Genomic DNA, 24,402 nt, shown 5'->3' on the forward strand with positions numbered 1-24,402 from the left:
TAAAAAAAGAGGGTGTTAAAAGGCGAGGCCAATGCTGGCCAGCAGGGCATCAATCAACTGGGGTGAGAAAACCAGGGCGGTACCGGCAACCACCTTGACCGTAGCCGCACGCACGCTTTCGCTGGCACTCAGTGCGGTGTGTCCTTCCAGGGCGGACATGCGGTACATGTTCAGTCCTGCATGCACAAACCCTACGCCGGCGAGTCTGGCGAGGGAGAGGACGGCGTTGGCTGCCCCGGCCGCCTGCCCGAAGGTGGCGGGCTGGACATAGGCGATGGCATCAAAAGAGGTGGAGCTGAATCCGAACTGCGCGCCGCTGGCATTGATAATGGAGGGCAGGGATACCATGGCTGCGCAAGCAAACAGGCCACCAAAGAATTTTCCTGCGGAAATCGGCATGGCCGTTGTGGACCGCGCCCGGGTGAGCAGCAGAGCCAGGCAGATAAAACCGAGCATCTCTCCCCAGGTGAACAGGAAGTTAACTCCGCTGCTGAATACTCCCGATGCAAAATTCTCAATGGCCGTCAGTGCATCCAGCGCCATCAGCGAAGGGTTCCGCCGGATGTGATGACGGTACGGCTGGCAGGGTCAATCTGACGAACAGTGACGTTACCCAGAGTATCGCCCTCCCGGACGGCCCAGGTACTGCCCTGCCATTTTATCCAGGCCATGCCGTTTTCCAGTGACATCACTTTCATGCCACTGACCGGACTGGCTGCTGTCTTTTTACCAGCAGCGGCTTTCGGCGTGGTGACCGGGCCGGTGGCCTGATGCGCCTCCAGTGCCGTCAGTCGTTGTGCGAGCGTATTCAGCTGGTTACGGGTGTCAACGGCATAGGCTTCATCCCGTTTAACAGCCTCTGACACCTGCGTGATACTGTCCTTCAGGGTACCGATCGTGCCGTTTATCTTATTGTCGCGGTCATTCAGCGCGTCACGGATATCCGTCATCATGGTCACCGTATCTGCCTGTCCGGTCATCGCCGTCTGGGGTGCTGTCGCCGGTCCGCTGTGCTGAGCGACAGGTGCAGACGTGTGTGTCATTTCCGTACTGGTATTGCCCAGCGTATCGTCCACCTCGCTGAACGCGGCGTCAGAGGGGTGGGACATGAAGGACGACAGCGGTGGGCCGTAGAGATACCAGATGCCTGCACCGGCAACAAGGGCGGCGCCCAGAAGCCAGGGCAGCGAATAGCCCAGCAGCAGTTCTCGCTTCCAGAAGGGCTTTTTCTCTCCGGGCTCCTCGCCGAAGTCGTTCACGTCATCCGGGGACGCGGGGGCAGTTAAATCGTCTTGCTGACTCATCATTCATTACTCCCTTGTGGGGTTGTGCTGCCATACTGGCGGCGGATTTCAGCCTGACGGCGCGCAATGGCGTCCTGCAGGCGCGATTCGGATAGTTGTGCTGCGGCGACGGTGGGGCTGGCAGTGGCGGTCGTGGCACTCTGGTTGCCTTTGTTCCCGGCGATATCGGCCGTGCCGACGGCATCAACGAAGAGGATGGAAATGACATCTCCCTGGTTCACCAGAACCTGACGGTACGGTTCACGGGACATCTCCTGGCTGATGACGTCGGCGCCCTTCTCAGCCGTTCCCCCGGCTATCACGCCAGCGACCGTACCTGCGTCCGGTTTACCCACCCTACCGGTTACGGAGGTGACACTGGTCTGCATCACCTGGGTGTTGGCCTCTTTGTACAGGCTCCCCACGCCCCCCAGGCCTCCCAGGATGGCGGGGAGAACAATATGCGTCCCCCATCGGTGATTGACTTCACTGGCGACAGAAGACATCAGGTTATCTTCACGCTGCGCATACGCGTTGACGTTAAGCTCCATCCCCTGCCAGCTCATGCGGGTGAAATGAATTTCCAGGCCATTGCCGACAAGCTTCACGGTGGAACTGTGGAGGCGGGCACCGGCAAGGACACCCGCCGGTATCGTGGCCACCACCTGGGATGTGGTGTTATCTGAATCGACGGCGGTTTCCATGGAGGCCCCTACCCGGGTCAGAGCAGGGATAAACTGCTGCTGCGTCTGTACTTGTGCTGTCGACAGGCTGGCCGGAACCACCGATGCCGCGGCGGATGACATGTCACCTCCCTCATGGATAAGCCGGGCCTGCTCAGGCCGTGCACCTTTCCCCTGCGCAAGACTGATACGGGTCAGCAGTTTTTGCAGCTGCTCCTGGCGTTTTTCATTCGCCTGTTGCTCCGCAGCCGTTGATGTTTGGGTGCGGGACACGGCGGCAGGCGTTACGGCAGATGTTGTCGGAGGTGTTGCCACGCGTGGGGCTGGCGGAGGTTCTCGGCTGTCGAGCCCGACTGGCAGGCTGGCGATAAAGGTGGTGTTGCTGCGGGCGGCTTCTGCCGCACCCCGGTCATTGGAGGCTTTCAGCAGTTCACGGTAGCGAGGGGTTTCCGTGGTGACGGTCCCGGCACTGGATGCCGTACCGTTCAGGTTGACGGATGAACCCGTCCCGCTGTTGTCATGGTTCCACCAGGAAATCAGCCAGTAGCCGCCTGCAACGATGACGAGCAGGCTCAGGCTGATGATGGAGGCGAGTTTTTTGCCGTTCCTTCCGGCATCCTGTTCTGCGCTCATGATTATTCCAGCTCCGGTGTGACGTGAACGGACTGTCCGTTCACGGAGAAGGTGAGAAGCGGGGTGACCGGCAGTTTCCAAAGGTGGGTCCCGTCGGCGGACGACAGTGTCTGCTCGAACTCATCACGCAGCATGGCGCGTGAGCGAACCATCAGGTCGTCCCCTGTCTGCCAGATGGTGGTGTCCGGTACGCTGCCCTGGAATTTAAGCCGGCGGGCGTCCTTTGGCGGAATACCGTCGAGGAAGGCCTGCAACGTGGCGTCATGCAGGGCAATTTTGTCCACTGGTGCACCGGGGGCAGCCGTGCCTGGCCCCAGGCGGGGAACACGCAGGTCCAGACGGCTGTCAATTTCCTGGCTTGCTGTCCGGGTATCGGTTTCACCACTGGTGACATTGATGATGACGGGGACATCAAGACCTTTCAGGTAGACCGAGATATTGCCGGCGGCCCACGGACGCAGTGGGGTGATGGTCAGCATGTTGCTGCCCTTGTTGTACTGAACGTCAAAGTTGCCCGGACTCGCGTTTAGCGGTGCCTCCGATTGCGGCCAGGGAGCCCCGCTGAGGTCTGTCAGTGTGACCACACTCTGGTTATTCATCGCCGTGCGAACCAGCGGGATACTGGCCCCGGGTGACAGGTTCAGGGTGAGGGAACTGATGCGCGGCACCACGCTGACTACCGGTGCGCTGACAGAGCGCTCCGTGTCAGTCAGGCGCAGACGCAGCTCGCGGATTTCATCCGGTGACAGCGGCGAATCCAGACTGGCGGCTTCCTCCACCTGGGGGGATGTCTGCCCGGGAGCTGGCAGGTCACCGCTGATTTGGGTTGCTGGTACGTCCGTGGTCTGACGGCTGGCGGTCTGCGGGGCGGGCGCGGCGGGGAGTGCCGTTGTCGGTGTCCTGGCTTTTTGCCAGCCGGCCTCGTCCGCCGACGCAGCAAGGGCCGGACCACACAGCAGGAGCGTGATCAGGAGATATCGGAATGTCATGGCTGGATTCTCAGAGGTTACGGGGCGAGTTGCGTGAGATTATCTGGCGGATTTCCATCCCGACTGGCTTCAATCGGGGATCCACCCTCTGGAGAGTGATTTCAAAGACAAAGGGTTGCTCCGGACGGCTGTTGGTCTGTCCGACCAGTCGCAGGCGTACCGGGTACTGCACTGTCCAGAACCAGGTGCCGTCGTTCAGCCGTCCGCGGCGTACCACCACGCCGGCCCCCACGGTGGCAGTGAGGTTCATTCGATCCTTTTTCAGGGCATCCAAAATGTTGGAGTTGTTCAGTGCCTCGATATAGCTTGCGTGACCGTCTTCTGAAAAAAGCGGCGCGACGGCGGAGACCTGCTCGCGGTAATGGACAAAGTCCAGGTTAAATGCCCGCGTCAGGGCCTGGCTGCCAAACGCCGTGGCGTCGTCCTGGCTCCAGGCGGGTTCACTAGTGGGGGCCAGCCGCACCAGTCGTCCGCTATCGGTGGCAAAGTAATCCCGATCTTTCTGGAATATCGCCCAGACCAGTGCAGCATTGAGGATGACACTGATCAACAGGGCAATACTCATCGTGAGATTGGACTGCATAAGCTTCGGAACGTTGTTCTGCCGTTGCTCTGCCGTTTCCATCATCGAAACTGCGTTTTTCAGTGGATCGGAAGCAGGAGAAGGGCCCCTCCCTTTTACAGGGGGGGCGGATTGCGTCAGATTTGTCATAGGCGTTATGTCAGGAGTTGTAGTTTTTCCAGGGATCAATGTTGTTGGGTATCTGCTCGTTCACTTTGTCCACGGCAGCGTCGCAGATTTCATTTTCGAGTTTCGACAGCACCTCATCGAGGCTCGGGAATTCCGGGATCGTGGGTGTGATTTTTTTGATACGGGACAGACAGGACTGCAGGGAGGATGAGACATTATTTTCCCGCTGCGACCAGGCCGTAGCGGCTGTCCTGGCCCGCTCATAACCAGCCTGGCTCCCAGCCTGGGCGGCGCTTCCCGCCCGGCAGGTCGTGGCTGCTGTTGTGGCGGCAGAAAAAAGCACGAAGCCGGACAGGAGTCCGGCTTTAAGCATGGTATATCGCATTCTCTCTCCTTATCGGCTCAACGGCCGGGGCTGTGGGAGTGTTCCTGATGAAGCGCTTTTTCCTGTCTGCCCTCCGGCTTTCGGGCGTCATCCCACTGTTTCCACGTCTGTTCAAAACCAAGACGCTGAAACAGGGCATCATCCTGTTTTTCCGGTGTATAGAGTCGGGCAGGAAGCGGTGCTTCCTCTTCCCGGCCTTTCAGGTGAAACGTCATCAACTGAGGAGCGGCACGCGTGTTGCCGTCCGGTTCAAAATTCACGGCCTGGCCGTATCCGGCAAAGCGGGGGCCCTGGTCGGTAATGGCATTGATGACCAGTTGACTGTTGTCGGCTGTGGGGGTGGCCAGCGCCGGGTAGAGTGTGCCGTTAAGGCGGACTACGCCCTGCAGGTGCTCGCCGGCGGACTGGACAAGAAGCAGGTCTATCTCGTTTGACTGGCTGTTCATGGATGCCATGACCGGGGTAAGTCTGCCCGGGGCGTCCTGTCCTGGGGGCGTGATGCCCGCCGCGCTCTGCGGAGCCATCACCGGATGCCGGTCTTCGCCGAGATAAAACAGCCGATCCTCAAAGCGGGGTGGCAGTTTCAAGTCAGTCATATGGTCCGGCCAGGCCAGACGGATTTGCTGCGTGAGCTTGCCAAAGGTGTCTACCGGGAACGACTGTAACTGCTGCCCCTGTTCCGGACGGGCATGGGAAACGGCAATACCGGTGGAGGCGGACACGAGGGACCAGTCGTTTTTCACCCGCTCCTTCTCTTCCCCCGGTACCAGCCAGCTGTCACGGCCATTCAGCTTCAGAGTCACCACGTCGCCTGTCTTATGACGTTCAACAAGCTTGCGCAGATCCTGCCCCCAGTAGGTATGGCTGCCGCCGCGATTCTCCAGCTCAATGAAGAAGCTGTGACCGCGCTGCTCCTTGTTCTCATACATCGCCTCGCCGAAGTTCTTTAATACAGCGGTGACGCTCTGGCCGGGGGAAAGTGCGGATGGGGCGGGTTCCACTGGCATTTCCTGAACTTTAATCGCATCCGCTGCCGCCGGTGACTGCACCTGTTGTGAGGGCTTATCTCCCGGTTCTGGTGCGGGGGTGACAGCGGCGGTGCTTGCTGCCGTTGTCGGTGATGACGCGTCTGGCCCAGGAGGTACCTGAGGCTGAGGCCCGGAAGGGACAGCAGATGGTGGCACCGGGGGAACCGGGTCCGGAGTGACGGTTGCCTGTTGTGCGGTCACCGGTGCTTCATTCGGGGTCTGGCGGTTGAGGTCCGGTGTGGGCATATGGGTGACCACAGCATCCTGTGAAGGGGCCATTTGCTTACGCATCTCTTCGAGCTGCGTGCGCTGGGCCGGGAGTTTCATGCGGATTTCAAGGTCATGGGTGATGATCAGCCTCATGGCGTTTTCCTTAAACTCAGGACTGCCGGTGAGCTCAATAACGCCGCCGTAGAACTTCGCTGCAGTGATAAGCGCTGCCAGTACTTTCCTGTCGTCCTGACTGGCACCGCTGCACATCTCCAGCCGGTTCCCGAGGTCGCGAAAGGCATCCTGCCCGTCAAGGCGGAAGATCTGGGTATTGTTTTTCTGCATTTCCCAGGTCAGTCCCTGGATAATCTTTTCCAGATCTTCTTTTTTCGGGGCATCAGGGCGACGGGGACCGTAAACAATGCCGTCCGCTTCCTCCTGCGGGGGGGCTTCTGTACCAGGGCTTGCCGTGGTCTGCGCAGTGGACGTTTCGGCTTCAGTTGCTTGCGCCGTATCGATGGCCACCTCCGGAGACGGTTTTTTCTGTGCTGCCTGCTCCGTTGCCGTGGCGGCATCGTCAGTGGTTAAGTCCGGCTTGTTTGGCTCCGGTACGTTCTGTCCGGGGGGCGTGGTTTGTGGGCCGGTATTCTCTTCGGTGAGCACAAATTCCACCGGCTCTTCCATTGTGAGAATACGCGGTTTGCCCTGTTCAAGTTCACTGAACGCTGTTGTTGTACCCGGTTGCTGCAGGCTGGCATTAGCCGCGACATGCTGATAAAGCTGCGATTCAAGTTCACGACAACGCGCATCAAGGTGTTGACCGGCCTGCTCCGGTGAGTCACCCGGATATGCCTCAACCCCGGCGGTACGGGCACCGGTGGTGAGTGACTGACGATCTTCACGGATATCCTGCAACTGGCGGGCGACGTCTGCCGGATTCATATCCCCGGCCTGGTTCAACAGGCGCTGATAGCGCTTTTCAACCGCGCTGAATGCGTTCTCAAACCCCTGGCGGAGTTTTTCCGGTGTCTCGCTATCCTGAGCGGCATCGAATTTTGCCTCCCAGATCGTGTTAACGGTCGCTTCGAGTTCTCGCGTTCCCCTGTCAGGCTCTACCCCCGGCATATAGGCATCGGCACTCATCCAGAGATTACGCTGCGCATCGAGCTCGCTGCCCAGCCGGAACATTTCTTTCATAAAAAGGTCCGGTTCAAGGTGGGCTGCATTTTCAATCAGCACCCGGTGCTGCGATTTCAGCTCTGCGAAACCGTTCTGAAAATCAGCCAATGTCATCGGCGCTGAGGACTCAGGCGCTGAAGCCTGCGGGGCTGTCGCTCCGTCAACCTGAGTGGTCGTCGTATCCACAACGTCTGCTGGAGCTGGCGAGGAAGGAGGGATAACCGCTGACGCTGGGGGCGCAGTAATTGGTTCAGGTGCTTCCGGTACAGCAGATATAGCAGGGGGAGGTACCACCGGTGCGGAATTGGCGGCCTGAGTGGATTCTGGTGTCTCGCCGTTCAGGATCGCCGCCATTTCTGCCGGTGTCGCATGCTCTGGGATCTGTACACCCAGCCCAGTGGCCACGTCACGTACCACCTCACTCCAGTTTGTCTCTGGTATGGCGGAGGGGGAAGATGCCTGACCGTTGAGGACCGTGAATGTGTCGAGGACCGTGAATATGTCAGACACCGTGGCATTTTCTGGGATATTTGCACCCAGCCCGGTGGCCACATCACGCATCACATCCTGCCAGTTAATGTCCTGGCTCGTTACGGATGTTGGTGATGGCCGAGCTGCCGCGTCATCAGCAGCAGTCTGTTCCGCATAGCGCGTATCGAACTGTGCTTCCGTGGCGAGATCGCGCAGGGCTGTTTCAACAAATGTGGCAGTATCAATATTGTGGCCATTCGCCTTCAGCTCCTGACCCTGCTGTTCAAACAGTGCTGTCAGACCGGCCTTATAGGCCGGGTCGGCCTCCGCGTTCTGCAGCAGAGTCGCGGCATCGAGCTCCAGGTTCTGGAGCCGGCTATAATCCTGCACGGCCTGCTGCCCCTGTTCCGTCGTAAGGGCGGGGAGAGCTTCCGGCAGCGATGATTGAGGCGAGCTATCATGACCGGATGCCGGTGTGGCGCCCGGGTTTTCTTCGTTTTCCATGGTGGTCTCCTGAACTGAGGGGGATGTGATGCCCGCGCGAGCGAGAGCCTCGCGGATGTGAGGTTCTGAGCTGAACGGTGTTTCCACGCCTGCAGAAATCAACTGCACGTTGATTTCCTCATGGAACACCGCCCGACCCCGACTGACATCAAGATCGTTAAAGTCGGTGAGCTTCTGGTCCAGTTCGGCAAGCGTGAATGCCGGCACGATAATCTGGCCGTTCGTCAGTTCGGCGGCTTTCATCGCACTGATAATGCCTTTGTTCTCCGGCTCGCCTGTCCGGGGATTCTTCAGCTGATGGTCGTTATCGGCGCAGAAAATAAAGGGACTGTCTGGCCAGACGGCCCGGGCATTTTGCGCCACGGCAATCATATTGCCGGCATCAATGGTCATCAGTACCGGCAGGCCGGAGGCCTCATGCAGGGAAGCTGCCGTGGCATACCCTTCGGCGAACAGCAGCGGTTGACCGTTAACGGGTGTCCCCATGGCAAACCAGTTCCCGGTTTTTTCACTGTCTTTCAGGATGCGGGCATCTTTTCCGCCGGTCTCCGGGATACGCTGATAGGAGCGTACCTGGCCCTGTGCGTTACTGAACGGGATAACCAGTTCCCCTTTGGGGTTGATACGCACGCCGGGGGCGGCGTCCACACCCTTACGGGTCAGATAGGGGGCAGTGGTAGCCTGTGGGAGTCTGGAAACGTAGCGGGTGGCGTAACCTGCCTGACGGTTGTACTGCTGCTCCAGTTCGCGGGCGTTGTCTTCCCGGGTCTGCTGCGCGTGCGCACGGAGATGAAGACGGGCAAGAGGGTCCATGTCGTTTCCCCCGGAATACACCCAGGGTATTGGCTTTTCATCAGCGCTACGGTAATCGCGGTAACTCCCGGCTGGCCGACCATCGAGAAACCCCCGATAGGCACCGCTTTTGCTTCCCTTTTTGTCATTTTTTGTTGGAACACGCTGCCAGGTGCCGTCCATCACCGGCAGACCTTTAAGGACCAGTCCGGCGTCTTCCAGCTTCTGCGCAAACTCAATGACAGGATCGTCAGAGTTCATCGACATATCATGGGGGCGGGGCAGCCATCGTTCAAAATTGTTCAGTTCCACGCCCGGGCGGGCATACCAGAGCTTGTGCTCTTTATCCCAGCCAATAGCATTCTGGCCGTTATCAAGGCGTGGATGGGCTTTACTGGCTTCGTCCTTCTCTTCCGGAGGGACGGCAAGCCAGGTGCGGTGACTTTTTTTCATGGTCACATTCCTGGGTGGGGGAAACGGAGGTTTCAACGCCGGTGCAGCGTTGCAGGGAGGTGCTGTGTGTTATTACGGTACTGGCGATTCAGGGCGTGACGGATTACATGTCCAGAAACCAGGTGCTGATTGAGGGCGTTGTATGCGGCAGTTGCCGCAAGACAGCTGATAACTGCTGATGATAAAGGTCGGCATTTCGTTTATCCGGACAGTAAAACCAGACGGCAGGGAAGGGGGATTTCCGGCAAAAATCCAGCACCGTGCGTACCGCAATACCGGCGGCCCGGTCAGGTGGAAAACCATAATAGCCAGTACTGATGCAGGGAAAGGCGATACTGCTCATGCCATATTCCTGCGCCAGCCTCATAGAGGTGAGATACGCCCGTGCAAGCATGGCCTCTTTTTTCCTGGCCTGAAGACCCAAAAACCAGCGCGGGCCTACCGTATGGATGACGTGGCCACAACTGAGGTTACCCGCCGGTGTCAGGACGGCATCGCCGACCAGTACTTTGCCGTGACGTTTTACGTGGTTACGACAGGCCTGTTCCAGGCTGTTTCCGGCCGCCCGGTGGATAGCATCGCAGACACCCCCACCCCACCGGAGATGGCGGTTGGCCGCGTTCACTATCGCGCTGCCGGTGAATAATGTGATATCGCTTTGTATGACGTGTATTAGGGTTGTCATGATACATCCTTTACGGCATTTATAGACCTGTCCAGTCTCGGGCGGTTTCAACAAAGTGTCGGTACCACCATGGGCGACCAGAAGCCGTTTTCCCACGGAAGGTGCTGATAATGCGCTGACACATCGCCCTCACGCTCCAGCCAAAAAAGTTCAGGCCCATAAAAAATACCAGGATTCCGGAGCACAGATAAAATGTGCTCAACGCTGGCCAGCGGAAACAGGTGAGATAAATCAGCAGAAAGGGAAGCGGGATCCCAAAAAAACTGACGGGCGGTGTGGCATAACGCCAGAATCCATCTCGTTTCATGCGGCCAGCTCCAGGGCAGGTAAGTACAGTGATGCTTCCTCTCGGGCAATATCGCCGCGGATATACAGCTCACGTACTTGATCCACAATGCGACGTTTTTCAAGAAGCAGAATGGCATCCAGATGTGCACCCCATTTTTCGTGTGGCATGTCCTGCAGTTTGCTTCGCAGTGCATCATCAAACACGATGTACTCTCGTAGGGCTCGCCGTTTGCCGTCTGTGGTACGGACCAGGACCTGATTTACGATAAACTGGAGTATGCCCAGTACGGCCCAGGCCATCGCATCACGTATCTGAGGATTAAACAGACCCAGCAGGCGTGGAACTGTCTCACCCGGAGAACGGGTATGCATGGTACCGATACAGAGGTGTCCGGTCTCGCCAGCCTGCACGGCTGCATCGGCTGTTTCCGTATCCCTGATCTCCCCTATGCCAATCAGTTCAGGGTTTCGGCGTACCGCCGACCGCAAACCTTCAGCAAAACTGGCCACATCGCGTCCGATTTGAGCCTGATGGGGGGGGAGGAGGTCATCCGCCCGCCCCAGGATATATTCGACAGGATCTTCGTAAGTGACAATTTTGCGGTCTGGCTGCGTATTCTGACAGTGACGATAAAGAGCTGCCTGTAGCGTGGATTTACCTGAACCTGTCTGACCACAGATAAAACCCAGTCCACTTGCGGGTAACATCGCTGCTGCCAGTTCTGCCTCAATCCCCATATCCAGGAATTCAGGGATGATATGGGGAATTACCCTCATTGTGACGGATAACGCACGATCCTCGCGGGCTGATGTCCCCTGAATAATATGAGAACGAAGGCGCACGCGTTCACCGCGATCCAGTCCGTAACGACCATGCATATCGCCATCAATCTGAATGGCCCTGTCGGCAGGTGTGCCACCCTGTACACGGGGGCGTATTTCACGCCCCATCAAATCATCAAGCATATTTCCCAGCATGGTATTGGGAAACACGCTTTCTGAGCATCGTACTCTACGGCCATAGCGACTGACCGACACTGGGGAGCCCCCAACCAGATCCACATCACTGACGCTGTGTTTTGCGCACCAGGCAAAGAAGGTTTTGAACTCATTAGCGGTAAAGGCACCGCTGAATGGAAAAATCCCGAACTCATCGGGTAGGACCAGTTGACTCACCGGAAACTCCTGTCTTCTGTGCGTTAATAGCCGGGCGCCAGCGCGATTTTTGCAGTTCAAACGCGGCGTGAGTTTTGAGTCGGCGGACGCGATCGCCTGTCACCAGTTTCTGGCCAGTACCAGTAACGGTCTGCTGCTGATCGCTGACTTCCGGTCGTGAAATCATGCCCTGACGCCAGAGAAGGGAGTACAACATCATGCCGCGGTAGTCGCGGGTGAGTTGGTTCATGTTGGCCTCGAGCGTCATATCTGCATTCTCCCGGCCTTCCTGCCAGCCCTTGCTCAGGGCTTCTTCCCATACCTGGCGCTGTGCACTGTCTTCCGGAACGACCAGCCCTTCCGAACCCGGCGTGGCGGTGGTGGCCAGTCCCCTCAGCAACCAGTTACGCCAGCCCGGCGGGTTACTTACAAAACGCTCCGGGCGAATAATGGACCAGACTTTTGACGAGGTCCGGATTTGATCCGGGGTAATGTGTGCTACATCTTGCGCTTCATCGACGACCGGAGGTAACCAGCCTTCCGGGCTGATAAGCGGACGAAAATCATAAAGCGCGTTCAGCGTGGATTCACGGGCATTCAGTGCCTGAGTCAACTCCCATGCACGCTGGGCTTTACCCCCCCGGAACCCCAATGTTTTGCCTGCATCGGTAAGCATCTGCCAGCGGGTCTGTGATATCCCGTCAGGTCGAGGTCGTTCCGGGTTAAGCCAGGCCTGCATATCAGGTGGCGCTGCGCCTACGCCGGATTGTGACGGAGCCCGGGGGGCCGTACATCCGGTCAGAGTGATGGCCACAAGAAAAGTAGTCAGGAAGATTTTCATTTTCTACGGCTCTCCTCCTGCATAAAGGCGAGCTGCAGAAGACCCGGATACTGATGGAGTGTGGCGCGCCATGCTGTCTGGGATTCAATCAGACGCAAGACGTTAGCGAAGGTCATATTCTGTACATGCAGCGTGACAGGCAACGGCAGGCGAACCCCACTGTAATTAAACTGCAGACCACGAGTTCGGGCCAGTTCTGTCAGCAGTTCCACGGCATCACCTTCCCAGTCGAAAGATACCGTACTGCTGTTAGCACGGATGGTCTGGCCTGCAGGTTGTCCAGGTTGGTCGGATGACCAGATTCCCCGGTCCCACATCCGGTACTGATTATGCCGTGTGACGGCAACTGATGATGCTGCACCATAGCGATCGGCAACATCCGTTGACTGTGCGGGCGGGGTGCGGGAAAAAGACTGGCAGCCAGCGAGCAGGCAGACAGCCAGCATGCCAGGAAACATTAAATGATTCATGGAAATTACCTCACCGGTTAGTAATGCCGGCAGACGGTTAAAGACAGAGGGGGGATGTGGCTTCGATAATTGGGGTAACGCGGGAAAGGGAAGCCCGTTGCGGGCCTCCCTGAATGGATCAGAACGTAAACTGCAGTTGTGCCACGGCACCATATGTGCGGTCAGTACCGGCAATACCCGTAACATCCAGATGAACAGCGTCGAACGGTGAGAAACCAAGGCCAGCGGTAAAGGCGTTGCCTTCACTTGAGACCATGTTCTGGCGGTAACCGGCACGAACCTGCATCCAGCTCCAGGCGTTCAGTTCAGCGCCCAGGCTTGCAAACTGTCGCTTTTTGTCGCTAGTAAAACCACTGGCTTCTGTCAGATCGACATCCAGAGCTGTAGTGATGAAACTGTTATGCCATGCCGCACCGGCGGTTGCCTGCGGACGGACTTTGAACGTTTCTTTCTCTCCGTCGATTACTTTGGTATCAACAGAACGGGGAATGATATTCTGCACGGCCAGACCCAGTGTCCAGTTGTCGTTCAGATTAGTGGCCAAACCCATATCGGCGTTAAAGCCGGTTTTGGTGTTACGGTAATCACCGGAATCGATGTCGTTCTTGTCGAAATCACGTACAGAGACGTTGTAGTTAAACAGATCAATACGCTGGTATTTCGGGGTCACACCGAGAGACCACTTCTGACCAGCTGTTTCGAACTCGTGCGCCATAGCCACCCCAACATCTGTGATAACTGCCGCACGACCATATGCTTTCGATGTGAGGGAATCTTTGTCCACGGCGGCTGATGGAATGGTGCCGTCAGCGACTTTATCAAGATACTCCAGGTCATGGTCACTGACCTTACCTTCAACGGATACAGTGCCCCAGGATTTTACAACAACCGCAAACGGCAGTGTCTGATTTGGCACGGTGGCCACCACCGAGGCACCAACCTGACCATTAGCATGGGTGTCTTTCAGATCCTGCAGTTTATTTTTCAGGGCTGAGGCACTTTCGCTTACGCCGGTCTGGCTATCCACAGCTGCGTCAAAACGGTCCCACAGGTCTTTCACATCATCTGCTTTGTCTACTGTATTATCCGGATCAGCGACCTGAGCTCCGACAGACGGCAACACAAGACTGAAATCATCGGTTGGGCCGAAATGTGTCAGCAGAGCTGGGTTGGACAGAGCTGCAGTACCGTAATGCGCCGAGGCCACGCCAGTGCCACCCATTGCGTCACTGCGAGCTTCCATATATGAGGTCGCTGCGGTCGCCTGGAAAGCTAATAATACGGCGGAAGAAATTACTGTTTTTACTGTCATCATTTTTTTCATCTGGTTATTTCCTGTTTTCCTGTTTTGATTTTGAGGCAAAGGAATACCCGATGCAGACGCATCAACGCATTCGATTTAATCTGTGAGTTATTTAATTAACTGCGTTTAAATTTCTGAATATAATTGTCGGTAATGTCGTTCCTTGCTCAAGGGCTATAGCTGTACCCTCGGTGATAATAACGGACCGCATGGGACATGTCCTGTCGTGCGTCCTGACTGCTTGCTCAATCCAGTTCAGTTGCTCTTTATTAATCCTTGCCGGAATAATTGAAAGAACAGGATGATAAATAACCCCAGAAGCAGATTGTTTTTTCTTAATCAGAATGCCTGTTTTATTTGTATATTCATGGTCAGGTGAGTTTTTGTTAGACCAGAATATAATGTCGCTATTTTTATTTAAATCTGACGGTGAAATCAGGGTACTAAATTCCTCCTCGCTACGTGGCCACTGATGCATCGTCTGACCGGTATCCACGATGGGCACATCATATCCGAGCAGCCAGTCTCGAGAGACGTAAAACCAGCTTGCAAGTTCCTGTAACAGCGACGTGCTCAGATAGTCCACTGTGCGCTCCCTGTCTTGTAGTACGCTCAGTCTGATATTCCATGGAGAGAGCATCTGCGCAATGTCCGTTGGGGGCAAGTTATGCGCCTGCATCAACACTTCAAACCGGTCGATGATACTGGCAGCTGAACTGCTGAAGCTCAGGAATATGTCGCGCAGTGAGCCCTCTACAATCATATTCATTAGCTCTGATTGCGAAACCCCGAGGCGACCAGACAGTTCCTGTAGCAGTTGCAGCGTACCGGGCCTAATACGCAGGGTCGTGGTTTGCAGTGGTCTCTTGTCGCCCTGGTAAAGCAGTGAGGCTATCGCGTTCCGGTCAAGGTCTGGGAGCGCCAGCAGCGAGGTGAAAATTTCAGTAAGACTGTTTGCCACATTGCCTCCTAAGTCAAATTTCGTGTTGTCGCTCAGTGAGTTAAAGATAATTAATCGAGCGGCGCATGTGAAACGAGTTATTTCGATCGGTCAGATCGACTGCGTTTGTGTATGCGGTTCGAATGCGTTCACGTATATCGGTTAGCTCACTGATATTCGGCAGGATAGATGACGACCAGTACACCGGTTTTCGGCACAGTGACCCAGCGCCATTCCTGTAGAAGAATTTGTATAGTGATGCCTGTTCTGACGCCCCGCGGGATATGAACGGGCAGGCAATGCCAGCGACGCGTTGGTACTACCGTGGTCAGCAGGTCTGTCATGCTACGCAGATGTGCCGGTCGTAGCAGATGAGATATGAAATAAACCGGCGTATGTTCGTGCTGTAGCGCAGCCGTGAGCGTAGCAAGAAAACTCCGGTGAAAACGGGCAGCACGACGGCGGTTTAAATGCCCTATCCGATCATATATCGACAGATGAAGAGTAAGGTAGGTCTGCCGACGGTGTTGCACTCGCGCCAAACGAAACCCCTGCCAGGGCGTGAGAATACAGAGCAGGGTCATGAACGGGCAATATAGCACTAGGGTCAGGCCGATAATCAGCGTAAATATCACGGGAACTCCGGACAGCAGAATGTTGCATCAGTTCAGCCGGACCGATGCCAGCGCCTGTGCAGGGTTAAGAGGACAAATCATTATCCGGGACTGTGCGCCTACTGGCAGTTCGCCCGGGGCAGGTACCCGCTCACCTCTCTGGGCGGCCAGCGCCAGAGTACGCAACAGCAGCTCGCTGGCGCGTTCCAGTGCCGCCTCTCGGGTTGGGGCCGAAACCATAAGGTCTTCGAAATCACAAAGCATCACTCTGACAATACCGGTCTCGTTACTGTCCGCCTCAATCAGCGCAGGATACGGCACGAAGTAGGGTGCTATTTTTTGTGTCTGTCGGCGGCGGGCATCGAGCTTGCTGACTAGTTGGTATGCCCGCAGATGGGTATAGCGTTTGAGCATATTCATCGACCTATGCCCGGAGATGGCTGCTACCTCCATGACGTTGAGGGTGCCAAGTTCGAAGAAGCGGCTGATGGCTTCGTGGCGTAGGTCGTGAAAGTGCAGGTCTTCAATGTTCAGCGCCAACAGGGCGGTACGCCAGGCACTTTTGAACCCGGAAGAGGTGTAGTTAAACACCGGACCGGAAAGCTGTGCAGGCAGCATTTGAAGCAGATTGCGGGCTTTACGTGACAGAGGCACATCACGGGATGAACCATTCTTGGTATCTGGCAGATGGGCGACACCGTGTTGCAGATCGATATGCTCCTGTCGCAGGCTGAGTATTTCTCCCTGGCGCATGGCGGTTTCCAGAGCAAGGTTGAAAATAATATAGAGCATCAAGTTCCGTTCCCGAAAATAGCGGGAGAGCCTGCGTTCTTCTGTGGAGGTCAGACGGCGGTCACGGCCTTTTGATACTTTAGGTTTACGAACCAGCTCAACTGGGTTGGTCCGGCAGGTTCCCCATTCGACGCGGGCGATACTGAACAGCGACGACAACAGGGCTAGTTCAAGGCGTACAGTATTTCCGGTGATTGGGCGACCAGTGCGGGGATTGAACTGCGCAAGCCGCTCATCGCGGTAGGCCGCAATATCGACGGTGGTGATCTCATCCATCGACTTGCTGGCCAGAGGGTGACGTTTGATTACGCTGACCCGATAAAACTCCTGAAGGTGCCCCTTTTTATGCACAGAGACGGACTCATAATATTTATCGAGGCCGCGACTGAGGGCCATTTTGCGAATCCGCAGAACGGAAGACATATCCACTCCCAAAAACCGCTAACCATATAACTTTATGGAAAAAGGTCAATCTTCCTGTCAATCCGGTGCGTGGAAAGGGGCTACCAGCGGAGCATATAACCTAGGCAGGAACGGCTATAAGGTTCTCGATACAGATACCGGTCTGATGATGCAATGGGGGTTCACATCCACAAATGGCGATAATGCTTCAACCTGCTTCACCATACCTTTCAAAACGACCGTGCTTAATGTCAGTGTTGAGAGCATGGGGCGACAGGTCCATGGTGATAATGGTCATGACTATATCGGTTCGGTGACCAATTCTTGTTTTACGTTTACCAGTGAGCCAGGGAGTTCGGGAACTTCATGGTTTGCTATTGGCTATTGAGTACGTTTTTCTTCCTGTCAATCCGGTGCGTGGACTTCTGCCGGAAAAATCAATAATTCGGCATGTAAATGGATCGCAGCTCCGAATGCTTATGACAACATAGGTGGTTATAAAACTGCTTCATGTCCTGCAGGCTGGATCGTTCAATCAATAAGGTGGTTCCAGATTCCATCCTATGTTGATGACGAACATGTTGACGCTTATTGCTGTCCTTTTAGCTAACCTGTCAATCCGGTGCGTGGCGAAAGAGTACTGGAACTCTTGAGCGGATGTCGTGGATTGTCCCTGGCACCGGCGAAAACTATGGTGACGTCTGTCTGGCCTCACTCCAGGCATCTGGATTATCAACCTTAGGATGGCAAGCTACTGGATCGGATGCCTGCACTGAGGATGGAGAATATTGTACGTTTGACAATGTTAGATGCTACGCAATCCGTCTCCAGTAACCCCCCTGTCAATCCGGTGCGTGGAAAAGCTCTGATTCCATCAGAGACATATATCTTTCACCTGACGTCAGTTCAGGGAAATCTCAGAACATAGGTAAACATAAATTCTGTGCATTATCCCAAGCCAGATTTGATTACAACAACTATCGGGCATGCGTATTGACACCAAATTCTGACTCCACATGGACTCTCTCCGCACCCAAAGTCGGGAATGGTCAAGCTAACTGTGTTGCCGTTTGTTTTTGACTGTCAATCCGGTGCGTGGAAAACATCAAAGAATAATTTGAGTAAATCAACTATGCGCAGTTCAATATTTGGGGGAGTTAGCCCTGTAGTTAGTGGAACTCACGACTTCTGTGCCCTAGCTTATACGTACTACAACGACAGCAACGGCCAATTTTGTAATCTCACTGAATCCCCATTGAATTCTCGGAAGTGGGTACTTACAGCAGATGACGCAGATTGTATTGCGATATGTTTTGATGTGCAGTGATGAAGAATGTATTTCTTTTTAATGTAAATCGAACTGTCAATCCGGTGCGTGGCTGCTACAGGGTGGAAAACCCCGGTTAACCGAGTACAGCTATACAAATTACAACACCACGCATAACTACTACGGGATAGGTATCCACGATTTTTGTACCTCTCAATACGGCAACGAAAACGATCGTGATGATAGCTGGAGAGGAGTTGAGCGCTTGTCTGATGGTTCCTGGCGAATAAATGTCAAAGACGGAAGCGAGACCGCAATATGCCTAGACTGGTAGTCCTAATCAATGCACGAAACCCAGCATCGCTGTGTTGAGGTGCCATTGTAACCAACCATATTGAGATACCAGTTTCCGCTACCCACAGACTGAGGATATACACGACAGGTCCCGTTATCACCTGCACTCATGATGCCGGAAACCATGCACAGTTTGTGCGTTCCGGAAAGCAACTGGGTGACACCAGAAGTACTTTTAGTTGAGAACTCGCCGAGCTGAATCAACTCACCAAAATTAACACTTGCCCAAACACCGGATTGACAGGCTAGTTACTTGCGCAATAAGCAATGGCCGCTAAACACTGGCCATCATTATTTCCACCCCCGGTAACTATTTGCCAGGTCGTTGCGTTAATCGGCTGGCTGGAATCAGGGGCATTACGACCATCGTTTCCCGACCAGGCAGTTATAGTCCATCCGCCAGATAAAACACGCATGTTTGTAGGACATATCGCCTGAGAGGTATTACTCCAGCCACATGCGCTATTACCTTGGACACGCTGCATATCACCCAATGCGTTACTTTTCCACGCACCGGATTGACAGGAAAGTACGGCTCCGCTGGCATCACGGCTTACCAACCCGTTTGGATAACAGGCCGTGCCGGCAACGTTGATTTGATCGAGCTGTAAAACCCCTCCGGCTGAGAGGTTTCCGTTCGCCCTGACTGTGGATCCAGTCACCTGATTGCTTGCAGTTATATTGCGTCCGGCGGCGATGTCGCTGTCGGCCTGGACTGTAGCGCCTTTGACCTGGCCCCCGGCAGTGATATTCGCGCTGAAATTGCCGCTCGCACCTCGGACTTCGCTGCTGAATATGCCGTTCTGGCCATTGAGCGTAGCCACGTTATTGAGATTATTTACGCCCATATCAATGGACGTATGCATTTTGTTGAGGTCCGGACGGCCATTGACCTGAAAACGGTACAACCTGTCGTTATCCTCCTGTGCGGCCGACAGTTCATCCGTTGAAAGCAGGACGGCAACGTGACCATTCCCTGCAGTGGCGCCGTATGCACTGAGTGGGATACGCCACGAACGAAGTGCGCCCGTAATGGTCTGCCCGTCATCTGTGTATCCGCCAAACCCTGTAGTGATGTTTTTGGCCATCATTATGAGGGCTTTTAGTGGATACGCGCTGCCGCCAGTTGACACCACCATACCCTGCAACAACTCAGTATTCTGTCCGTTTCTGACTACCCAGGTCTGCATTATTTGCCCCTGGCTGTTGGTTTCCGTAAAACCGACGGGCAGAAAACTGGTGTTTTTCAGCATGGCGGTAGTGATGACTGCGGGCGAGGTGGTAGTACTGGCACTAAGAAGAGCTGTATAGTTACGCCCGATATAGGCTCTGGCCGCTGCCGCGTAAGCGCTGGTCCGGGTGGCTTCCACCTGCCAGTTTTTCTCCTGGAGGTAATCGCGGTATTTTCCGGCGGCAAACGCCACCACCACCATCAGCACCAGTAAAGCCCAGCCGAGATCAAGGCCAGCCCAGCCGCGGTCATGTTTTTTCATTGGAATAATACCCATACAGGTTGATAAAGATGGCTCAGCTGGAACAGACCTCCGCTGAGGCAAAGCCAGGGGCCCAGCGGCCCCTCTTTTTTACCGGACAGATGCCATGTGCACTGCCAGAGAACGAAACCGGCCAGTCCGAACAATGTGGCCAATGCGGCCTCCTGCATCCCCATCCAGGTCGCAAGCCCCGTGATTAGCCACAGATCACCACGTCCCACCCGCTGAATATTCCGGTTCATAAGGGCATGTACGATAAACATCATCCCCCCCATGACGACGGTGTCCGTCGCACGTATAGTGCCGAAAGTATCGGTTGTGTCAGTGATGAACCCGACCAGAAGACCAGACACAAGAAATCTGCCAGTGAAGGTCAACGGGAGATAGCCACTCAGTGCATCGGTGACACCGACCTGCAACAGAAATGCCATCATCAGCACTGCGACAATCCGCTCTGTCAGACTGACCGGCGCGAGCATGGCCAGCATGCCTGCCATTGCGAACAACCAGATACCGGAGGTGATAACCGGGTGTTCGGGACGGCAGGTGTAGGCTATATCTCGCAAAAAACCGGTCACGCGGTACGTCAGACACCGACCGGCAACCGCAAATCCCAACAGCAGGGGAAGGGCATAACCGGTGGTCATACTGGTGACTATGACGGTGCGCATATGAATTTACCTCCTGCCGTGCGACAGACCTGAAGCCCTTTCAACGACTGGTAAATACCCCATATACGGTTGGCGTAATGCTCGCGTGTTTCATGACGATCCTGGCGGAATCCGGCGTTATAGGAACCGAGGCAATTCCATGTAACTCCACAGACCTGAAAGTGCGTTGCGAGGATCCACGCCCCTATCTGAATATTCAGACAGGGGCGTGTAAGCAGATCATTCGCATTCCGAATAACGCCCATCCGGATCAATTTCGGGATATGGGTTGAATTAATCTGCATCAATCCATAGTCCGTACTGAGCGCTTCGCCCTTTTTGTCCCGGTTAGTATTGGTTACCCAGGGCCGCAGGGACGACTCTCCCTTTGCTATCGATTTCAGCAACAAAGGCTCAATCTGATAACGTGCGCCGGCCGCATTAAAGCAGGTATCGAATGTCGCCGGGACGGGAGTGGGCATAGCCCGCAGAGGAGGAGGGAAAAGCGACAGCAGGGACAACGTCAGGAGCAGGAAGCAGGAGAAAGAGCGTAGCCCCCGCATGTGGCCTCCTTACCCGTTAACGGTGAAAATCAGCTTGTTGGTGCCAGTGCTGCCGCTGTCAGCCGTGCACTGCGCGCTGGCTTCTTCCGTACTGACTTTTCCGTCAGCATGACTGGTGCTGTTCAGCGTAATGGCATTCGCAATAGCCGCTTTGCTGAGTTGAGTGGCCAACTGAATACATTCACTCTGGGGAACTCGCTCATAGGTCAGTGTGAACCCGTTGGTGAAACCAGATGTTGCGACCGGAGCCAGAGTAACCGCGCCCCCCCAGGTATTGTAAAGCGTGGCTGTGCCGGAGGACGGCGTCCCGCGCACAGTCATGCTCCGGGGAACGGCACCCATCTGGATAAGCGACCCCATCATCTTCTCTCCGGAACTGAAGGTATAGCCGTCAGAACCCTTCATCAGGTTCTGAGTACTGGTGATGATTGTCTGAATATTGGATGATTCTGATCCCACGTTGACGCGCCCTTTGAGCAAAAAATAGCCCGCCAGAACGATAGCGATGACAAACAACACGACCAGACCCACACCACCTTGTTCCAGAAAACCCCATCCCCTGTGGTGTTTCGTGGAGGGCTGTGTCTGGGGGTGTGCGGCGATGTGCTGAGACTGTAATTCCATGGTATTTCCTCTTTGTGTTAAAGCGCGCCGAAACTGGTGTTGCTGAGTGTGCTGATATCCATCACAACAAAAACCAGTAAAAGGAGCATCATGATCATTGACAGGTACATAAATGAACGTACGACGACCGCACGTTTGCTTACCCGGTCCAGCGTCTGATCAAGCCAGCGCTGGCCGTAATTACTGATGAGGTCATCTGCACCATCCCCCTGTAACAGGGAGAGGAAGTTGGCGGCCTCACGGGAAGGGAAGTCGTAACCACAGTCACGCAACGCCAGCCCAAGATGTTTCCCTTCGCGGACATGTTCGGTAATTGCATCGAGACGAACGGCAAGCCAGGGCGAAGCCGATTCCTGCAGGATCTCCAGTGCGTCACGTGTTTTTACCCCTGCCCGAAGGAGTGCGCCCATGTTGAGCAAAAAAGTGGCCCCCTGAATGTCCTTGTAGACCGACCAGGGCATCAGACTGTCGAAAGCCTGGCGAAGTCTGTCTGGCCGGTGCCAGCGGGGAATAGACCAGATAATCCAGGCAACAAGCAGCGCCAGCGCACTGCCGCTGAGCAGACCGTATTCGTTTATCAGTTGTGAAAGCGCATACATAAAGCCCAGTGCCCCGGTCCAGTTTTCAGGGGACCCCATCCAGAGCAGGGCGGGAATGACCTCGGTGTTCAGCACATACAACGTACTGGACATCATGAGAGCAAACCCAAGTGGGTAAATAGACATCTGCCAGACGGCCTGCTTAATACGTTTGCCGGCGGAGGTCAGGTTGTTGGCATAACGGAGAGCCTGGGGCAGTGATTCGCTGCGTATTCCTGCCCCAATCACGGAAGCCTCTGCCGGCGGGAGCCAGCGGTGCAGGGTTCGATCCAGTGTGCTCTCGCCGCTGTTTTCCCTGATGGCGTCAATGCAGTCGTCAATCAGTTCAGCAAAGGGATGCCAGCGACGCCCAAAGTCCGTCCAGGCATCCCGCATCTGTTCCAGAGCTGCTTTCAGCTTCTGCCGGTTTTCAATCAGAAAGCGCAAGGCATCATAAAACTGTACCCGGTAGGGACCGCTGAACGTTTTGCGTACCATAAAATGGCGCAGGCGTTGTAAAGGGCCTAATTCACGCATCGTCCACCTCCAGACGTTCATCCTCATCAAGCGGAATAATGCGGGTGGCCATCAGCGGGTCAACCAGACCGCCATTGATTTTGTGCAGCAGGTGCTGGACACGGCTGATTCCTTTCATCTGGCCGAGCCAGTACTTGCGGGCAGCACCTTTACCTTGTGCTTTCAGCAGACTGAACAGACGGTTGTTGGTTTCAATCACCTCGGCAACGACGGTACGGCCTTTGATCCCGTGTCCCACTTCGGCCCTGACCTGATTGTTGATCTTGACCTGTTGCTTACAGGACGTGCAGCCATCCGGGTTGTGGAAAAACATGTTCTCGGTGCTACAGACACCATCGACATTGCCGTATTTTTCAAGAAACGCCCGCTCTTCCTCAGAAAGTGAACCGACTTTATCCTTCCAGGAGATACGGCAGTCCGGGCATAGCGTGGGGACAAGGCGCTGGCTTATGAGGCCGATGAGCAACTGGGCGTCACACAACAAATCGGCGCTGACCCCCATAGTGACCATGCGTTCAGGAATACCTAGCGCGGAGTTGGTGTGCAGGGTGGTAAGGACAAGGTGACCGGTCTGCGCGGCATAGATGGTAGCCAGCATGGAAATCAGGTCGCGCATTTCCCCGACCATAACGGAATCCGGATCCTGCCGCAGCGATGCAGCGATGGCACGTCTCCAGGCGAGGTTTATTGCCTCATCATCGGATTTATCGCAGATGATGGGGGACTGTACCGCCCCGATGATTTGCCCCTCCAGAGGATCTTCGACTGTGCGCAGATGCATGCCGGGCGAGCTGTCGAGATACATCCGACAGGCACTACGCAGGGTAGTTGACTTGCCAGAACCTGTAGGTCCGGAGAGGACAATTTTCCCTTCCGGACGTAACACCATCCGGGATAGTAGTTTTATCTGCTCGGGCAGATAGCCCAGTTGCTCCGGAGTGGGGACGTCATTGCCGTCATCCGGGATAAGGCGCATGACCGCGAGGAGCCCGTCGCCAGTCGGGGTGTGGCTGTAACGGGCGGCGAACAACCCGATTTTTCGCATCATGGCCGGCGACAAGCGCGCATCCTGCTCGCGTCCCGGTAAGAACAGGGGTTCTGACACATCTGACATGGAAAGGATACAGGTGGCACACAGTGACATCCCCTCCTGTGGCTGGCGCTCATCCACGAGGTAAAGCCGGCCGTGAATGCGCATTTTTACCTGAAAAAGGATGTCCGAGATGATGAAGTGAATATCGGAGGCCTTCAACTGGCGAGCAACCCCAAAGTACATCAGGATCTTCTTTTCACTCTCACTGGTATCCCCGAGGTCTGCTTTTGTCATCCCTGGTTGTCCGGGCTCCGTGTTGTCCTGCGGCGCTGATTTCTTCGCCTCACGGAGTTCAGAAAGGGAGACAAAACGGGTCTGTGCACCCGGATGACTTTCCAGCAGGCTCATCATTCGTGCCTGAACGGCCGGATTTCCCCGCTGGTTGGTGTCGATAAGGATTTCTGTTTTATCCGCTTCACGGCTTAGCAGTACGGATTCGTCATACTGCATGG

21 protein-coding genes and 1 pseudogene are annotated in these 24,402 nt (G+C 55.4%); all 22 read right to left on the reverse strand.

What is annotated here, in order from left to right; translation table 11 throughout:
- Positions 1–15: 15 nt before the first annotated feature.
- On the reverse strand, positions 16–543 hold the full coding sequence (gene traQ, locus HX884_RS04155; protein ID WP_178327717.1) for a conjugal transfer protein TraQ: 528 nt from the start codon (positions 541–543) through the stop codon (positions 16–18).
- A complete protein-coding gene (gene traP / locus HX884_RS04160) occupies positions 543–1,307 on the reverse strand; it encodes a conjugal transfer protein TraP (protein WP_178327718.1) in 765 nt (254 codons plus the stop codon). The genes traQ and traP overlap by 1 nt, the downstream gene beginning before the upstream one ends.
- Complete coding sequence (gene traO, locus HX884_RS04165; protein ID WP_178327719.1) at positions 1,304–2,599, reverse strand: conjugal transfer protein TraO; 1,296 nt, start codon at positions 2,597–2,599, stop codon at positions 1,304–1,306. Before traO ends, traP begins: the two co-directional genes overlap by 4 nt.
- Before the next feature lie 2 nt (positions 2,600–2,601).
- Entirely contained in the window at positions 2,602–3,588 is a 987-nt protein-coding gene (locus HX884_RS04170) for a DotH/IcmK family type IV secretion protein (RefSeq protein ID WP_178327720.1), read from the reverse strand.
- Positions 3,589–3,598: 10 nt separating this feature from the next.
- Positions 3,599–4,216 carry a DotI/IcmL/TraM family protein gene (locus HX884_RS04175; RefSeq protein WP_256737090.1) on the reverse strand — a complete coding sequence of 206 codons (618 nt, stop codon included), beginning with the start codon at positions 4,214–4,216 and terminating at the stop codon, positions 3,599–3,601.
- A gap of 94 nt (positions 4,217–4,310) precedes the next feature.
- Positions 4,311–4,652, reverse strand: coding sequence for a conjugal transfer protein (locus HX884_RS04180; RefSeq protein WP_375138597.1), 342 nt, complete (start codon positions 4,650–4,652; stop codon positions 4,311–4,313).
- 1,334 nt (positions 4,653–5,986) lie between these two features.
- Positions 5,987–9,301 (reverse strand): annotated as a pseudogene (locus tag HX884_RS04185) (LPD7 domain-containing protein); the annotation flags it as partial.
- A 103-nt stretch (positions 9,302–9,404) separates the two neighbouring features.
- The gene (locus HX884_RS04190; RefSeq protein ID WP_178327724.1) at positions 9,405–9,986 is read right to left on the reverse strand and encodes a macro domain-containing protein; all 582 of its coding nucleotides are present in this window, start codon (positions 9,984–9,986) and stop codon (positions 9,405–9,407) included.
- A gap of 19 nt (positions 9,987–10,005) precedes the next feature.
- A complete protein-coding gene (icmT, locus tag HX884_RS26990) occupies positions 10,006–10,293 on the reverse strand; it encodes an IcmT/TraK family protein (protein ID WP_218619991.1) in 288 nt (95 codons plus the stop codon).
- On the reverse strand, positions 10,290–11,441 hold the full coding sequence (traJ, locus tag HX884_RS04195) for a plasmid transfer ATPase TraJ (RefSeq protein WP_178327752.1): 1,152 nt from the start codon (positions 11,439–11,441) through the stop codon (positions 10,290–10,292). Before traJ ends, icmT begins: the two co-directional genes overlap by 4 nt.
- The gene (locus HX884_RS04200) at positions 11,425–12,270 is read right to left on the reverse strand and encodes a type IV secretory system conjugative DNA transfer family protein (RefSeq protein WP_178327725.1); all 846 of its coding nucleotides are present in this window, start codon (positions 12,268–12,270) and stop codon (positions 11,425–11,427) included. The genes traJ and HX884_RS04200 overlap by 17 nt, the downstream gene beginning before the upstream one ends.
- On the reverse strand, positions 12,267–12,740 hold the full coding sequence (locus tag HX884_RS04205) for a DotD/TraH family lipoprotein (RefSeq protein WP_178327726.1): 474 nt from the start codon (positions 12,738–12,740) through the stop codon (positions 12,267–12,269). Before HX884_RS04205 ends, HX884_RS04200 begins: the two co-directional genes overlap by 4 nt.
- A 118-nt stretch (positions 12,741–12,858) precedes the next feature.
- A complete protein-coding gene (locus HX884_RS04210) occupies positions 12,859–14,064 on the reverse strand; it encodes a conjugal transfer protein TraF (RefSeq protein WP_178327727.1) in 1,206 nt (401 codons plus the stop codon).
- 91 nt (positions 14,065–14,155) lie between these two features.
- The gene (locus HX884_RS04215) at positions 14,156–15,004 is read right to left on the reverse strand and encodes a hypothetical protein (RefSeq protein ID WP_178327728.1); all 849 of its coding nucleotides are present in this window, start codon (positions 15,002–15,004) and stop codon (positions 14,156–14,158) included.
- A gap of 146 nt (positions 15,005–15,150) precedes the next feature.
- A complete protein-coding gene (locus HX884_RS04220; RefSeq protein WP_178327729.1) occupies positions 15,151–15,618 on the reverse strand; it encodes a hypothetical protein in 468 nt (155 codons plus the stop codon).
- Positions 15,619–15,645: 27 nt separating this feature from the next.
- Entirely contained in the window at positions 15,646–16,812 is a 1,167-nt protein-coding gene (locus HX884_RS04225; protein WP_178327730.1) for a site-specific integrase, read from the reverse strand.
- Positions 16,813–18,657: 1,845 nt separating this feature from the next.
- On the reverse strand, positions 18,658–19,905 hold the full coding sequence (gene pilV, locus HX884_RS04230; protein ID WP_178327731.1) for a shufflon system plasmid conjugative transfer pilus tip adhesin PilV: 1,248 nt from the start codon (positions 19,903–19,905) through the stop codon (positions 18,658–18,660).
- Complete coding sequence (locus tag HX884_RS04235) at positions 19,902–20,576, reverse strand: prepilin peptidase (RefSeq protein WP_178327732.1); 675 nt, start codon at positions 20,574–20,576, stop codon at positions 19,902–19,904. Before HX884_RS04235 ends, pilV begins: the two co-directional genes overlap by 4 nt.
- A complete protein-coding gene (locus HX884_RS04240) occupies positions 20,561–21,037 on the reverse strand; it encodes a lytic transglycosylase domain-containing protein (RefSeq protein WP_256737094.1) in 477 nt (158 codons plus the stop codon). The genes HX884_RS04235 and HX884_RS04240 overlap by 16 nt, the downstream gene beginning before the upstream one ends.
- 90 nt (positions 21,038–21,127) lie before the next feature.
- Entirely contained in the window at positions 21,128–21,742 is a 615-nt protein-coding gene (locus HX884_RS04245; RefSeq protein ID WP_178327734.1) for a type 4 pilus major pilin, read from the reverse strand.
- A 17-nt stretch (positions 21,743–21,759) separates the two neighbouring features.
- Positions 21,760–22,857 (reverse strand): type II secretion system F family protein, encoded by a 1,098-nt coding sequence (locus tag HX884_RS04250; RefSeq protein WP_178327735.1) that lies wholly within the window; start codon positions 22,855–22,857, stop codon positions 21,760–21,762.
- Positions 22,850–24,400 carry a GspE/PulE family protein gene (locus tag HX884_RS04255; protein WP_178327736.1) on the reverse strand — a complete coding sequence of 517 codons (1,551 nt, stop codon included), beginning with the start codon at positions 24,398–24,400 and terminating at the stop codon, positions 22,850–22,852. The genes HX884_RS04250 and HX884_RS04255 overlap by 8 nt, the downstream gene beginning before the upstream one ends.
- Positions 24,401–24,402: the final 2 nt, after the last annotated feature.

The sequence above is a fragment of the Enterobacter sp. SECR19-1250 genome, from assembly GCF_013391025.1.
Classification (GTDB): domain Bacteria; phylum Pseudomonadota; class Gammaproteobacteria; order Enterobacterales; family Enterobacteriaceae; genus Enterobacter; species Enterobacter cloacae.

Coding starts and splice junctions, on each gene's coding strand:
- traQ (WP_178327717.1), bottom strand. CDS start 543: ATGGCGCTGGATGCACTGACGGCCATTGAGAATTTTGCATCGGGAGTA.
- traP (WP_178327718.1), bottom strand. CDS start 1,307: ATGATGAGTCAGCAAGACGATTTAACTGCCCCCGCGTCCCCGGATGAC.
- traO (WP_178327719.1), bottom strand. CDS start 2,599: ATGAGCGCAGAACAGGATGCCGGAAGGAACGGCAAAAAACTCGCCTCC.
- HX884_RS04170 (WP_178327720.1), bottom strand. CDS start 3,588: ATGACATTCCGATATCTCCTGATCACGCTCCTGCTGTGTGGTCCGGCC.
- HX884_RS04175 (WP_256737090.1), bottom strand. CDS start 4,216: ATGATGGAAACGGCAGAGCAACGGCAGAACAACGTTCCGAAGCTTATG.
- HX884_RS04180 (WP_375138597.1), bottom strand. CDS start 4,652: ATGCTTAAAGCCGGACTCCTGTCCGGCTTCGTGCTTTTTTCTGCCGCC.
- HX884_RS04190 (WP_178327724.1), bottom strand. CDS start 9,986: ATGACAACCCTAATACACGTCATACAAAGCGATATCACATTATTCACC.
- icmT (WP_218619991.1), bottom strand. CDS start 10,293: ATGAAACGAGATGGATTCTGGCGTTATGCCACACCGCCCGTCAGTTTT.
- HX884_RS04200 (WP_178327725.1), bottom strand. CDS start 12,270: ATGAAAATCTTCCTGACTACTTTTCTTGTGGCCATCACTCTGACCGGA.
- HX884_RS04205 (WP_178327726.1), bottom strand. CDS start 12,740: ATGAATCATTTAATGTTTCCTGGCATGCTGGCTGTCTGCCTGCTCGCT.
- HX884_RS04210 (WP_178327727.1), bottom strand. CDS start 14,064: ATGAAAAAAATGATGACAGTAAAAACAGTAATTTCTTCCGCCGTATTA.
- HX884_RS04225 (WP_178327730.1), bottom strand. CDS start 16,812: ATGTCTTCCGTTCTGCGGATTCGCAAAATGGCCCTCAGTCGCGGCCTC.
- pilV (WP_178327731.1), bottom strand. CDS start 19,905: ATGAAAAAACATGACCGCGGCTGGGCTGGCCTTGATCTCGGCTGGGCT.
- HX884_RS04235 (WP_178327732.1), bottom strand. CDS start 20,576: ATGCGCACCGTCATAGTCACCAGTATGACCACCGGTTATGCCCTTCCC.
- HX884_RS04240 (WP_256737094.1), bottom strand. CDS start 21,037: ATGCCCACTCCCGTCCCGGCGACATTCGATACCTGCTTTAATGCGGCC.
- HX884_RS04245 (WP_178327734.1), bottom strand. CDS start 21,742: ATGGAATTACAGTCTCAGCACATCGCCGCACACCCCCAGACACAGCCC.
- HX884_RS04250 (WP_178327735.1), bottom strand. CDS start 22,857: ATGCGTGAATTAGGCCCTTTACAACGCCTGCGCCATTTTATGGTACGC.
- HX884_RS04255 (WP_178327736.1), bottom strand. CDS start 24,400: ATGCAGTATGACGAATCCGTACTGCTAAGCCGTGAAGCGGATAAAACA.